This window comes from Enterobacter cloacae complex sp. R_G8 (genome assembly GCF_024599795.1).
GTDB classification, from domain to species: Bacteria; Pseudomonadota; Gammaproteobacteria; order Enterobacterales; family Enterobacteriaceae; genus Enterobacter; species Enterobacter dissolvens.
Genome location: NZ_CP102246.1, coordinates 1,140,912 through 1,154,326, shown reverse-complemented (window position 1 = coordinate 1,154,326; position 13,415 = coordinate 1,140,912). Strand labels below are relative to the sequence as shown.

11 protein-coding genes are annotated in these 13,415 nt (G+C 52.4%); 7 read left to right on the top strand and 4 right to left on the bottom strand.

The annotated features are described in order from the left end of the window. The first annotated feature begins 13 nt into the window (after positions 1–13). Positions 14–2,701, top strand: coding sequence for a TcfC E-set like domain-containing protein (locus NQ842_RS05555; protein WP_257256910.1), 2,688 nt, complete (start codon positions 14–16; stop codon positions 2,699–2,701). Continuing rightward, positions 2,698–3,819, top strand: a complete 1,122-nt coding sequence (locus NQ842_RS05550; protein ID WP_080019577.1) for a CfaE/CblD family pilus tip adhesin — start codon at positions 2,698–2,700, stop codon at positions 3,817–3,819. Before NQ842_RS05555 ends, NQ842_RS05550 begins: the two co-directional genes overlap by 4 nt. 36 nt (positions 3,820–3,855) lie before the next feature. Here the strand turns inward: NQ842_RS05550 and NQ842_RS05545 are convergent, their stop codons facing one another. Further along, complete coding sequence (locus NQ842_RS05545) at positions 3,856–4,548, bottom strand: aspartate/glutamate racemase (protein ID WP_046889797.1); 693 nt, start codon at positions 4,546–4,548, stop codon at positions 3,856–3,858. Between the two features lie 135 nt (positions 4,549–4,683). Between NQ842_RS05545 and NQ842_RS05540 the strand changes: the two genes are divergently transcribed. Beyond that, complete coding sequence (locus NQ842_RS05540; RefSeq protein WP_046889798.1) at positions 4,684–5,007, top strand: cupin domain-containing protein; 324 nt, start codon at positions 4,684–4,686, stop codon at positions 5,005–5,007. Positions 5,008–5,047: 40 nt separating this feature from the next. Here the strand turns inward: NQ842_RS05540 and wzz(fepE) are convergent, their stop codons facing one another. Further along, entirely contained in the window at positions 5,048–6,172 is a 1,125-nt protein-coding gene (gene wzz(fepE) / locus NQ842_RS05535) for an LPS O-antigen length regulator Wzz(fepE) (RefSeq protein ID WP_257256603.1), read from the bottom strand. 409 nt (positions 6,173–6,581) lie between these two features. Between wzz(fepE) and NQ842_RS05530 the strand changes: the two genes are divergently transcribed. The 4 genes from NQ842_RS05530 to NQ842_RS05515 are packed head-to-tail and all read left to right on the top strand — an operon-like array spanning position 6,582 to position 10,807. Continuing rightward, on the top strand, positions 6,582–7,472 hold the full coding sequence (locus NQ842_RS05530; RefSeq protein WP_063426844.1) for a carbohydrate ABC transporter permease: 891 nt from the start codon (positions 6,582–6,584) through the stop codon (positions 7,470–7,472). Continuing rightward, on the top strand, positions 7,465–8,367 hold the full coding sequence (locus NQ842_RS05525) for a carbohydrate ABC transporter permease (RefSeq protein WP_096927707.1): 903 nt from the start codon (positions 7,465–7,467) through the stop codon (positions 8,365–8,367). Before NQ842_RS05530 ends, NQ842_RS05525 begins: the two co-directional genes overlap by 8 nt. Positions 8,368–8,379: 12 nt before the next feature. Continuing rightward, positions 8,380–9,507: an ABC transporter ATP-binding protein gene (locus NQ842_RS05520; protein ID WP_014833146.1), complete on the top strand. Its 1,128-nt coding sequence runs from the start codon at positions 8,380–8,382 to the stop codon at positions 9,505–9,507. Positions 9,508–9,520: 13 nt separating this feature from the next. Continuing rightward, a complete protein-coding gene (locus tag NQ842_RS05515) occupies positions 9,521–10,807 on the top strand; it encodes an ABC transporter substrate-binding protein (protein WP_014833147.1) in 1,287 nt (428 codons plus the stop codon). Positions 10,808–10,880: 73 nt separating this feature from the next. Here NQ842_RS05515 and NQ842_RS05510 read toward each other — a convergent pair whose 3' ends face one another. Together NQ842_RS05510 and kduD are read right to left on the bottom strand one after the other, a co-directional pair. Next, positions 10,881–12,296 carry a sugar porter family MFS transporter gene (locus tag NQ842_RS05510; RefSeq protein WP_013098574.1) on the bottom strand — a complete coding sequence of 472 codons (1,416 nt, stop codon included), beginning with the start codon at positions 12,294–12,296 and terminating at the stop codon, positions 10,881–10,883. Positions 12,297–12,609: 313 nt separating this feature from the next. Beyond that, a complete protein-coding gene (gene kduD / locus NQ842_RS05505; protein ID WP_013098575.1) occupies positions 12,610–13,371 on the bottom strand; it encodes a 2-dehydro-3-deoxy-D-gluconate 5-dehydrogenase KduD in 762 nt (253 codons plus the stop codon). Between the last annotated feature and the right edge of the window lie 44 nt (positions 13,372–13,415).

Here is a 13,415-nt window from a genome sequence, read left to right as displayed (position 1 = left end):
ACGATGAATGACTATGAAAAAGACGATTCTGGGCCTCTTGATTTTTAGCCTGCTTAATAGCGCAAATGCGCGCAATGAGAAGATCCCACCAGGATTTGAACTCATCGTTCTGGGTCAGAAAGAGTATGTCGATGTCTGGTTAGCCGGACGTAATCTTGGAAAATTTTACGCCACTGTTAACCTCGATACCGTGAAATTTGAGCGCCCCGATCAAATTATTGACGCGATGGCGTTGGATGCCGACACCGGTATCAAAAAGAAAATTACGGCAAAACTGAGCCAGCCTCTGGAACGGCACGGAGAATTAGCCTGTACCGCGATTAATACCAGCGCGGGCTGCGATTACCTGAAAACCGACGATGTGGCGCTGATTTATAACGACGAAAAAAATGCCGTTAACCTTTTTCTTAACGATCGGTGGTACCCGGACGATCGCCACAACGCCTTATACCTGAAGCCAAACAGTGATGATGATGTGGTGAACGCATTTATTCATCAGCAGGATATTAATGTCGCGGCGCAGGAAGACTTTAAATCCGTTTATCTCCAGGGAACGGGCGCGCTGGGTGTAACTGAAAACAGCTACCTCGGCGCTTACTGGAATTTTAACGGCAATGAAAACGACGGTGAAACTGAAACCAGCGCTGACGTCAGCGAACTCTTTTATCGTTACGACTATCTGAGCCGCTTTTATATTCAGGGTGGTCGCATGGATAGCCGAAGCCTGTTTAGCCTGGACGGCGGAAACTTTAGCTTTTCCTTCCTGCCCCTGAACACATTCGATGGCGTGCGGGCGGGTACGACTTTAAGCTATCTCAACCGGGAGCAGATGAATCAAGGTACACCGGTCAACGTGCTGCTTTCGCGCAGCTCACGCGTGGATGTGTATCGTGATAACCAGCTTCTCGGTTCCTTCTACCTGGCAGGCGGAAACCAGTCGCTGGATACCTCGTCGTTTCCGGCCGGTAGCTATACCCTTCAACTGAAAATCTACGAGAGCAACCAGCTTTCCCGAACAGAAGTGGTGCCATTTACGAAGACCGGTAGCATTGGGGATGGTCACATTCAGTGGTTTATTCAGATGGGACAACTGGTGGATGACAGCTCATCTTATGCCGACAGTAAAAATGCCTCTACCGCTCAGGCAGGGATCAGAGTACCAGTAACCGCACAAAGCGAGGCTACGCTCGGTGTCGCCAGTGTGGATAACGACTTTTCAGCTGAATTGGGTGGACACCTGACTCCCGCACTTGGCGCATTCGGCAATGCTGATCTGCAGGGCGGAGTCTACTATAACGACCAGGGCGGGCGCGGCAATATGCAGCAGCTGAGCTGGCACGCTGATGGATGGCCTTCATTGAGCGTCTACCGCAAAGACACCAGCGGCGGGCAATGCTCAGGTGACACAGACGCGAACGACTACGATCTGAGCTGTTTTGAAAGTATCAGCACGAGCGCATCTCAAAACGTGTTGAACTGGAATATTGCGTTGAACTGGAACAGAACCCGTAATCATGCGGATTATCATACCCGCTGGAACAACAGCGACAGCTTTACTGATAATTTCTTTAACCAGACCGACGCTAACACCACCACCGACAGTGTTCAGTTGAGTGCCACCCGCGCGTTTAGCCTGAATAACTGGATGGTGAATACCAACCTGGGGCTGTTCACTCGCGACGACAGCAACAGCAATAACGATCGTGGTGCCTACATCATGTTGACGTTCAGCGAAACGCCGCACATGGATGCTAACGCACGCAGTCGCACCACGACGATTAGCGCTGATTACCGTACCAGCAAGGAATCACAGGATCAGACCTCCTGGAATCTGTCCCGCACCTGGTATGACGACAACGTTAACCACCGTGAAGTGGGCATCAATCTTGGCGGAATCAACACCGACACGCTGGACTCCGGGATTAATGGCCGTATTGATGGTCTGTATGGCAATCTGAGCGCCAACCTGACGGACAGTTACGATCGTCAGAATCAAGAACATTTCACCGCTTTCACGGGGAGCTACAGTTCAACGCTGGCAATCAGCCGCCACGGCGTTCAGCTTGGTCGTGCAGGATATGGTGAACCGTCTGCGGCGGTGCTCGTAGCGGTCAATAACATTGATGACGAATCAGCTGAACAGCTCTCCGTTGATGCCTCTGCTAACGGCAGCAAAGCCAGCCTCACCGGAAATGGCTCGGTACTCTTCCCGTATACGGGCTATGAAATGGGCTATATAGAAGTCAGCGACAGCGCGCGTAAACACCAGAGCGGGACCACCAACCTGATTGCCGGTTCAGGCAAGCAAAACCTGATGCTTCTGCCGGGCAAGCTGCGCTATCGCGAAGTGTCCGCATCATTTAGCTATAACTATATTGGCCGCCTGATCCTGCCGGAGACGGTCAAACGCTTCCCGATAATTGGCCTGAACAGTTCAATGTTACTGCTGGCGAAAGATGGCGGCTTCACGCTTGAAATGCCTGGGGCTTCGCGCGATTTATACGTGCTGGCCGGACAGTCATTCCTGAAATGCCCCCTTAAAGTATTGAAAAAACGCGCCAGCATTCGTTACGCCGGGGAAGTCAACTGCGCCACCATAACCTACAACCAGCTTCCGCCCCAGATTCAGGTGCAGGCACAGCTGAAGCAGTCCCTGCGTAAGCAGGCGCTGGAAACGGCACAAAGGGAGAATGTGCAATGAGATTAAAAGCAGGGTTAATAGTATGCGGGTTATTGGCGGCTATCAATGTACAAGCAAAGATGTACTATGGTCCAACGCCTAATGTCTCTACTCAACAAGAATATGAACTCCCTTCTGGAGCACCCGCTGACGTATATTTATGGAAAGAGGATTATCCCGGTACTTCAGGGTATTACGATGCTGTTGGCACCTATAAATGCGCCTATTCAGATGTGCAGCAAACCTGCAGCCATCAAAGCGGGCGTTCAACGATCACTATCGTTTTAAAAGAAAAGCGAAGTGGCATGACACATTCGCTTAAACTACAAGCCTACATGACCGGAATAAAATATAACAACGCAGACCCCAGCCAGTCTGAAAGTTGCAACGCACGATACGCACTCAATAACCAAACCTATTTAAGTTGCTCGACAAGTTCATGGAGTATTGTTGACAACGCCAGGGTTCTTACAGCCTGGATACCACAGAGCGAAATGAATAATCTTCCAGTCGGTGGTGTGTGGGAGGGTGCTCTTAAGTTGCAATATAATGCGGCCGGGAGAACCCCCGTGAATTTTGTCGCCAATATCACCCTGAAAGGCAAAGCCACTGGCAAGCAGGATATTTTTTTCCCGGAGTTTAATAACGCCAATCCGCTGGTCCAACTCGATCTTCATCCTACAGGCGCGATCACCGGAAACAGCTTTGCTGAAGATGTTACCACGCTGGATATGTGCCTGTATGATGGTTACAACTCTAACAGCGACAGCATGAAGCTCTCCTTCGCCGATGAGAATAAAGGCGGGGCATCGCGTAAAAATGGTTACTATTCCATCTACAACACGGGTACCGCTGGGACAGGCGAAAATGAGCGCATCGACTATCGTCTTGAAATGTTTAATCCTCATACTAAAAGCTGGATGAGGGTCGATAATGGCCAGGGGTATGACATCTCTGCTGGCGTTAACGGCCAGGATCAGGTTCGCCCGGTGCACCTGCCCTCGATCAGTTATCCTGTTCTGTGCGCGCCAGCCCCACTACGACTGATTGTGGATAAATTCAGGGTTACCGACAAAACAGCGGGTTACTACAAAGGGACTCTACAGGTCTATTTCTCCCCCAGCCTGAACAGTATTTAACGCCTCCGGGCGGCGCTTACCGCCCGGCACTGCGCGTTATGACAGCATAAACTCTACCGCATCGGCAGCGTGAATGGCGGCAGTGTCGAATACCGGGATCGGGCTTCGCTCAACCGGCACCAGCAGGCCGATCTCGGTACAACCGAAGATCACCCCTTCAGCCCCCTGCCGGGCGAGCTTTTCAATTACGCTGACGTAACAGGCCCGGGAAGACTCGCTGAAGGTGCCGAGGCAAAGCTCATCAAAAATAATCTGATTAATGCGCGCCCGGTCGGCCTCATCCGGGATCAGGCTTTCGATACCAAACTCACTGCTTAACCGACCACGATAAAAATCCTGCTCCATGGTGTAACGCGTTCCCAGTAGCGCCACTCGTCGCATCCCTGCCGCGCCGATCGCGCGTCCGGTCGCATCCGCAATATGCAAAAACGGCAGCGAACAGCGCGTTTCTATGTGCGAAGCCACCTTATGCATGGTGTTGGTGCAGAGCAGGATCCCTTCGGCACCGGCACGCTGGAGCCCAAGTGCCGCCTGCGCCAGTATTTCCCCGGCTTTATCCCATTCACCGCTCGACTGACACGCTTCGATCTCATGAAAATCGACGCTGTGCAGCAGCAGGCTGGCCGAATGCAGTCCCCCCAGGCGTTGCTTCACCCCTTCATTAATCAAACGATAGTAGGGAATCGTCGATTCCCAGCTCATGCCACCCAGCAGGCCGATTGTTTTCATTATCCCTCCTTATCTGTTGATCCCAGTGAAGCAAACTTGTGATCGTGTTTCCAGTTCTTTGTCACACCGTTTCTTTTTCGCGCTACGTGATATAAATTAAATGAAACGATATTTCATTTAATGATGAGGGAAGCGATGTTTATTTTCCACCGCGAGACCACACTTGACGATTTGGGTAACGGCGTGACGCGTCGGATCCTGGCGCATAACGGTAAGATGATGGCGGTTGAAGTGAATTTTGAGCAGGGCGCAATCGGCCCGATGCACAACCATCCGCATGAGCAGTTAACCTATGTGTTGTCCGGCGAGTTCGAATTCACCATTGGTGAAGAGAGGCATGTTGTCACGGCCGGGGATACACTCTACAAAGCACCGCATGTGATGCACGGCTGCGTCTGCCTCAAACCCGGCACGCTGCTGGATACCTTTACCCCTATACGGGAAGATTTTCTGCAATAAAAAAGGGCGCTGATTTCAGCGCCCTTTTCATCTGCATCATTTATTCTGTTATCGGCTCTGGCAGCGGATTGCGGCTAAGCATCGCTTCACGCAGCAGAACGCTACCACAGGCAAACAGCCCACCGAGGATCCCCGCCAGCAGAACAATCAGCGCTTTCCCCGGACCATCTTTTTTCACCGGCATAGAAGGTGAAAGTTGATACTTAAAGGGTTCAAGTACAACATCTTCAACGGACAGCTTTTTCAGCTGCGCCAGATAATATTCCCGGTTCTGGAAATCGGCATTCAGCTCAGCCACGTCCTTGAGGTTCTTTTCAATCTGCAGTTTCTGCGCAATACCGTCAGCGCCGAGCGCCACGGAGTAATCCGGATCGTCTTTTACGGCCTGTCCGTTGCTGTAGACAGGTTTCTTAATGCCCGCCGCGTTAGCCACTTCCAGGGAATAGTTAAGACGCTGCAGGTTGGTGTTGTGAATATTGGTCAGACGCACCCGATCCAGGTCCAGCTGCTGCTCTACCACCTTCGTTTTCAGGGCGAGCTGGTTACGGATATTCAGCATGATCTCTTGCTCAACAATCGCGGCAATATACTTGATATACCCTTCCAGAACGGTTTGCGCATCTCCCGCCGTGGGGGCGGTGAAGCTGAGCGTCCAGGAGACGTAAGGCGCTTTATCGGCATCTTTCACCTGGGTGTTATCAATCGCTTTCATCTTCTCAGAGATATTGACCACCGCACAATGCAGCTCAAGCGGATCCACGTTTGTCCCCTCAAGCTGAGACATAACGTAAGGGGAGGATTTCATATACTCTTCAAGCAAGGACTGCGACTGAAACTTTTTGATAAACAGCCCAAAGACTTCATCACGGGACACTTTCACGTCCACGTCCAGCACCTGCAATGCAACCATCATCTGGCGCAGCGGGTTCCACTGCGTCTGTTCGGCTGGCGTGATCACCGCTTTACTGGTCCATTTCTGCGGCAGTAAAAACGCAATCGCCAGGCCTGCCAGCGCAAACGCGAACGTAATGGCGACGATGCGTTTTTTAGCGGCAAGCAGTACGTCTAACAGTCCCAGAAGGTCGATCTCTTTAGTGCTGACTGCCGGGGTGGCATAAGAAGGAAAATCGAGGTCCGTGTTTTTTTTGAAATCCATCGCTGACATAGCCGTTCTTCTGTTAAGAGTGCAGTTAATTTCTGCCTGGTGAGTTCAGGTGGTCCGATGATACAAGAAAGTAAGAATAATCTGAACGCGATATTGATCTATCTGTATACTGGCTATCAAAGTTAGTAGTTAGTACCTTCCCGGTATTATTGTTATTAATCATTCGCTTTACCTGCTCCCTTCGCTGACGGCCTGCCCTGATTGCCTGAATTAGCGTCAAAATGCCACCCTCATCACTTTATTGAAACAGCGTTTCGACACCGATCACATTTCCATCATTGCGCGAATGACGCGGGCCTAAATAACCATAATATAAAATAAAACACTGTTTTATTATTTAAGAACACCGGTTCTCATGACCTGAAACTCATACCATCATTTAACTCCCTTGATTGCCAGGTAGGTATGTATGAATGAAAACAAGCTGTTGGGGCTCGCATGGATATCACCCTACATAATTGGGTTGATACTCTTTACGGCTTTCCCCTTCGTCTCATCGTTTTTCCTCAGTTTTACGGATTACGATTTGATGAGCCCGCCGGTGTTTAACGGCATCGAAAATTATCGCTACATGTTTACCGAAGACACGCTCTTCTGGACATCAATGGGTGTCACGTTTGCGTATGTATTTTTGACCATTCCGCTGAAGCTCGCCTTTGCATTAGGGATCGCGTTTGTTCTGAACTTCAAATTACGGGGGATCGGCTTTTTCCGTACCGCCTACTATATTCCGTCGATCCTCGGCAGCTCTGTGGCAATTGCCGTTTTGTGGCGCGCGTTATTTGCGATTGATGGTCTGCTGAACAGTTTTATTGGGATATTTGGTTTCGACCCGGTGAACTGGCTTGGTGAGCCATCGCTGGCGCTGATGTCCGTCACCCTGCTGCGGGTCTGGCAGTTCGGTTCTGCGATGGTCATTTTCCTGGCGGCACTGCAAAACGTACCGCAATCGCAATATGAGGCAGCGATGATCGACGGCGCCTCCAGGTGGCAGATGTTCACGAAAGTGACCGTCCCGCTGATTACGCCGGTGATTTTCTTTAACTTCATCATGCAAACCACCCAGGCGTTCCAGGAATTTACCGGGCCGTACGTCATTACCGGCGGCGGGCCAACCTATTCGACCTATCTGTTCTCGCTCTACATCTACGACACGGCGTTCAAATACTTCGATATGGGTTACGGCGCGGCGCTGGCCTGGATCTTGTTCCTGGTGGTGGCCGTCTTTGCCGGTATCGCCTTTAAGTCGTCGAAATACTGGGTGTTCTACTCCGCCGATAAAGGAGGCAAAAATGGCTGATATTCAACACCTTTCCGCGGCCAGAAGCGTCGCAGAGCGCGAGGTTGCCCGTACGCAGCGCAGAGAGAAAATCAACGCCACCGTGCGCTATGTCATCCTGCTGTTTGTCGGCCTGCTGATGCTCTACCCGCTGGTGTGGATGTTCTCTGCATCGTTCAAACCGAACCACGAGATCTTCACCACCCTGAGCCTGTGGCCTGCGCATGCCACCTGGGACGGGTTTGTGAACGGCTGGAAGACCGGTACCGAGTACACCTTCGGCCATTACATGCTGAACACCTTTAAGTATGTGATCCCCAAAGTGATCCTGACCATTATCTCCTCCACCATCGTGGCGTATGGTTTTGCGCGCTTTGAGATCCCGTGGAAGAAATTCTGGTTCGCCACGCTCATCACCACCATGCTGCTGCCGAGCACCGTGCTGTTGATCCCGCAATACCTGATGTTCCGTGAAATGGGCATGCTGAACAGCTACATGCCGTTGTACCTGCCGCTGGCCTTTGCCACCCAGGGGTTCTTCGTCTTCATGCTGATCCAGTTCCTGCGCGGCGTGCCGCGTGACATGGAAGAGGCGGCACAAATCGACGGCTGCAACTCCATCCAGGTGCTGTGGTACGTGGTGGTGCCGATCCTGAAACCGGCCATTATCTCCGTCGCCCTGTTCCAGTTTATGTGGTCAATGAACGATTTCATTGGACCGCTGATTTACGTCTACAGCGTGGATAAATACCCGATTGCACTGGCGCTGAAAATGTCTATCGACGTTACCGAAGGTGCGCCATGGAACGAAATTCTGGCAATGGCGAGCATCTCCATTCTGCCATCCATCATTGTCTTCTTCCTGGCACAGCGCTACTTCGTACAGGGCGTCACCAGCAGCGGAATTAAAGGTTAAGAGGGAAATATCATGGCTGAAGTTATCTTCAACAAACTGGAAAAGGTCTACTCCAATGGCTTCAAGGCGGTACATGCTATCGACCTGAAAATCGCCGAAGGGGAATTTATGGTGATCGTCGGTCCATCCGGGTGCGCCAAGTCCACCACCCTTCGCATGCTGGCCGGCCTGGAAACCATCAGCGGCGGTGAAGTGCGGATCGGCGATAAGATCGTGAACAACCTCGCCCCGAAGGAGCGTGGTATTGCGATGGTGTTCCAGAACTACGCGCTCTACCCGCACATGACGGTGCGCGAAAATCTGGCCTTTGGTCTTAAGCTGAGCAAACTGCCGAAAGAGCAAATTGAGTCGCAGGTAAACGAAGCGGCCAAAATCCTGGAGCTGGAGTCGCTGCTTGACCGCCTGCCGCGCCAGCTTTCCGGTGGACAGGCCCAGCGTGTAGCGGTTGGCCGCGCGATTGTGAAAAAGCCGGACGTGTTTCTGTTTGATGAACCGCTGTCAAACCTTGATGCCAAGCTCCGTGCCTCGATGCGTATTCGTATTTCAGATCTGCATAAGCAGCTGAAGCAGTCCGGTAAACCGGCCACCACCGTCTACGTCACGCATGACCAGACCGAAGCGATGACCATGGGCGACCGTATCTGTGTGATGAAGCTGGGCCATATCATGCAGGTCGATACCCCGGACAATCTCTACCACAAGCCCAAAAACATGTTCGTCGCGGGCTTTATCGGCGCACCGGAGATGAACATTCGTAAAAGCCAGCTGGTGGAACAGGCCGGGCAACTGCACATTACCATCGGCAGTGAAACCATGCCGTTAACCCCACAAACGCAGGAGAAAGTCGCCGCTTACGCCGGCCAGGACGTGTTCTACGGCGTGCGCCCGGAATTTGTGTCGCTCTCTGACGCCCCCTTCCCCGACGGTGGCTGCAGCGGCGAAATGGTGCGCGTGGAGAACATGGGCCACGAATTCTTCGTGTACCTGAAGGTAGCGGACCATGAACTGACCGCCAGAATCCCTTCGGATGACGCTAAGCCAATGATTGATAAAGGTCTTAACCGTAAAGTCTATTTCCGCTTTGACATGAATAAGTGCCATATTTTTGACGCAAAAACCGAACTGAACCTCTCTCTCTGATGGAGTGATAAAAATGAAAAATGTGCTTTTAAGCGCAGCAATCTCCGCGACCCTGGGCCTTACCGCGTTGCCATCGATGGCGCAAAATACCGATTTACGTATGTCCTGGTGGGGCGGTAATGGCCGTCACCAGGTGACGCTGAAAGCGTTAGAAGAGTTCCATAAACAGAACCCTGACATTAACGTTAAGGCGGAATACACTGGCTGGGATGGCCATCTTTCCCGTCTGACTACCCAGATCGCAGGCGGCACAGAGCCGGATGTGATGCAAACCAACTGGAACTGGCTGCCGATCTTCTCGAAAACCGGCGACGGTTTTTACGATCTGAATAAAATGAAAGACGTGATCGACTTAAGCCAGTTCGATGCCAAAGAGCTTCAGTCCACGACCGTCAACGGCAAGCTAAACGGGATCCCAATCTCCGTGACCGCGCGCGTGTTCTACTTTAATGACGAGACCTGGAAAAAAGCGGGCATCGACTACCCGAAAACCTGGGACGAGCTGATGGCCGCCGGTAAAACGTTCGAAAGCAAACTCGGTAAGCAATATTACCCTGTCATTCTGGAACACCAGGACACGCTGGCGCTGCTGAATTCTTACATGATTCAGAAATACAACATCCCGGCCGTGGACGAGAAAACCAAAAAGTTCACTTACAGCAAAGCGCAGTGGGTGGAGTTCTTCCAGACCTATAAAAAACTGATTGATAGCCACGTAATGCCAGACACCAAATACTATGCGTCGTTTGGCAAGAGCAACATGTATGAAATGAAGCCGTGGATCCAGGGGGAATGGGGAGGCACCTATATGTGGAACTCCACCATCAATAAATACTCCGATAACCTCAAACCACCGGCAAAACTGGTGCTGGGCAGTTACCCCATGCTGCCGGGCGCCACGGATGCGGGCCTGTTCTTCAAACCGGCGCAGATGCTCTCGATTGGTAAATCGACCAAAAACCCGGAAGCGGCGGCGAAGCTGATTAACTTCCTGCTGAACAGTAAAGAGGGCGTGGATACGCTGGGACTGGAGCGTGGCGTACCGTTGAGCAAAGTGGCGGTTCAGTACCTGACTGAAGCCGGGACCATTAAGGAAAACGACCCGTCGGTTGCGGGCCTGCGTCTGGCGCAGTCTCTGCCGTCAAAACTCTCCGTCTCACCTTACTTTGACGATCCGCAGATAGTGGCGCAGTTCGGCACCTCGCTGCAGTATATCGACTACGGTCAGAAATCGGTGGAAGAGACAGCGGCGGACTTCCAGCGTCAGGCAGAGCGTATTTTGAAACGGGCGATGCGTTAACCCTCACCCCGGCCCTCTCCCTTAAAGGGAGAGGGCGCAAACCATTCCCTCTCCTTTGGGGTGAGGGGATAAATCACACGCCAATATTACGTAGTTTCTCCCCGCTCATCAGCTTGCGTTCAATATGTTCCAGCGTCACGCCTTTGGTTTCAGGAATAAGCCAGAAGGTCACACCGATAAACACCACGTTCAGTACCGTGTAGAGCCAGAACGTTCCTGCTGCGCCAATAGCATCCAGCAGCGTCAGGAAGGTTGCGCCGATGATCATGTTCGACACCCAGTTGGTGGTGGTGGAACAGGTGATACCAAAATCGCGACATTTCAGCGGCTGAATTTCAGAGCACAGGATCCACACCACCGGTGCGGCGCTCATGGCATACCCGGCGATACACATCATGGTCATCCCGACAGAGAGCCAGGAGAGACCGCTTGAGGCGGTGCCGTTATCAAACTGCATCAGACAGTAACCGAGGATCAGCGTACCGAGCGCCATTACGCTAAAGCCAATCTTCAGCGCCGGTTTACGACCGGCTTTATCCACGGTAAATACCGCGATAAACGTGGCAAACATAAAGGTCAGCCCGACCACCAGGGTTGCAATCATCTGCTGTTCGGTGGTGGTGAATCCGGCCATTTTGAAGATACGCGGCGCGTAATACATGATGATGTTCATCCCGGTGAACTGCTGCATCGCCTGCAGCAGCATGCCGAGGAACACCGCGCGACGCACGTTGCGGTTGGCTTTAAACAGCGACCAGCCGCCCTGCTTAAGCTTCAGGCTTTCGCGGATCTCATTCAGTTCTTCACGCGCTTTCTCTGAGGTATCACGCAGCATGCGCAGCACCTCTTCTGCTTCCACGTGACGGCCTTTCTGCGCCAGCCAGCGCGGGCTGTTCGGCAGAAAAATCACCAGCACAATCAGCAACAGCGCCGGCAGCGCCAGTACGCCCAGCATGGCGCGCCAGTTACCGCTGTAGCTGAAGTAAGTATCCGACAGAAACGCCAGTACGATACCCAGCGTGACCATCAGCTGGTACATACTGATCATCTTGCCGCGCACGTTCTCGCTCGCCATCTCCGAGAGATACAGCGGCGCGGTGTAGGAGGCAATCCCGACCGCCACGCCCAGCAATACGCGGGAGAGCAGCAGCACTTCCACGTTGGTGGCAAACGCAGAGCCAATGGAGCCTGCCACAAACAGGATCGCCCCAACCATCAGGCTATATTTGCGCCCGAGACGGAACGAGAGCCAGCCGTTGAACAGCGCGCCGATGGCCGCGCCGAGCATCATGCTGCTCACCACCCACTCCTGCAGGCGACTGCTCAGCGTAAAGTGATCGGTAATAAACGGTAATGCGCCAGCAATGACGCCGATATCCAGTCCAAATAATAAGCCTGCCACTGCCGCCGCAATGGAGACAAACTGGTTCATACGGCGAGTATCGCGCAGCGCCGCGGGCATGAGGGTAGAGTCATTTATAGATGTCATAGTTTCCTGCCTGAACAGAGAAATTCGTTAAGTGAAATTACGAGATAGGGAAGAAAAGTGTCAGGCCGGAATTCGCGAAGATATGGATTATTTCGCTATGGCATGGCGATCTGTGATGGACATTACAATTTCAACTCGCGGTGAAATATCGCCATATTTTACTAATTGATTAATATTTAAGTAATAAAACTGTGATTCGCGTCATTTATTATTTTTTAGTATGGATTTTTCATCTTTGACGATATGGATAATGACAATTTTTGAGCAAAAAAAAACCTCCACCCACAGGCAGAGGCTCTATCGTCAGGGCGAATTAACGCGCCAGCCAGCCGCCATCAACCGCCACGGTATAACCGTTGATGTAGTCCGATGCCTTCGATGCCAGGAACACCACCGGCCCTTTCAGATCGTCCGGCAGTCCCCAACGCCCTGCCGGGATCCGGTCAAGGATTTCCGCGCTGCGCTGCTCGTCGGCACGCAGCTGCTGGGTGTTGTTGGTGGCCATGTAGCCCGGGGCAATGGCGTTAACGTTGATATTGTGCTTCGCCCATTCGTTCGCCAGCAGACGGGTGACCCCCATCACTGCGCTTTTTGACGCGGTGTAAGATGGCACCCGGATCCCCCCCTGGAAGGAGAGCATGGAGGCGATATTAATAATCTTGCCGCCGTTCCCCTGAGCGATAAAGTGTTTCGCCGCCGCCTGAGACATAAAGAACACGCTTTTGATATTCAGGTTCATCACGTCGTCCCAGTCGCGCTCGCTGAAGTTAATGGCATCTTCACGGCGGATCAAACCGGCATTGTTGACCAGAATGTCGATATGGCCGAATTCCGCCACCGCGCGATCCAGCAGGTCAGGAATGGCGTCGATTTTACGCAGATCCGCCGTCAGGCTCAGGAAACGGCGGCCCAGCGCGGTCACACGCTCGATGGTTTCCGTAGGCTCGACGATGTTGATGCCCACGATATCGCAGCCCGCTTCTGCCAGCCCTAACGCCATGCCCTGGCCCAGACCGGTGTCACAACCGGAAACCACAGCCACTTTACCTTGCAGAGAGAATGCATCCAGAATCATGTTTGTTCCTTACTCTTTCGATGCCTGTCAGCAACAGGCAGATT

Coding starts and splice junctions, on each gene's coding strand:
- NQ842_RS05555 (WP_257256910.1), top strand. CDS start 14: ATGAAAAAGACGATTCTGGGCCTCTTGATTTTTAGCCTGCTTAATAGC.
- NQ842_RS05550 (WP_080019577.1), top strand. CDS start 2,698: ATGAGATTAAAAGCAGGGTTAATAGTATGCGGGTTATTGGCGGCTATC.
- NQ842_RS05545 (WP_046889797.1), bottom strand. CDS start 4,548: ATGAAAACAATCGGCCTGCTGGGTGGCATGAGCTGGGAATCGACGATT.
- NQ842_RS05540 (WP_046889798.1), top strand. CDS start 4,684: ATGTTTATTTTCCACCGCGAGACCACACTTGACGATTTGGGTAACGGC.
- NQ842_RS05530 (WP_063426844.1), top strand. CDS start 6,582: ATGAATGAAAACAAGCTGTTGGGGCTCGCATGGATATCACCCTACATA.
- NQ842_RS05525 (WP_096927707.1), top strand. CDS start 7,465: ATGGCTGATATTCAACACCTTTCCGCGGCCAGAAGCGTCGCAGAGCGC.
- NQ842_RS05520 (WP_014833146.1), top strand. CDS start 8,380: ATGGCTGAAGTTATCTTCAACAAACTGGAAAAGGTCTACTCCAATGGC.
- NQ842_RS05515 (WP_014833147.1), top strand. CDS start 9,521: ATGAAAAATGTGCTTTTAAGCGCAGCAATCTCCGCGACCCTGGGCCTT.
- NQ842_RS05510 (WP_013098574.1), bottom strand. CDS start 12,296: ATGACATCTATAAATGACTCTACCCTCATGCCCGCGGCGCTGCGCGAT.
- kduD (WP_013098575.1), bottom strand. CDS start 13,371: ATGATTCTGGATGCATTCTCTCTGCAAGGTAAAGTGGCTGTGGTTTCC.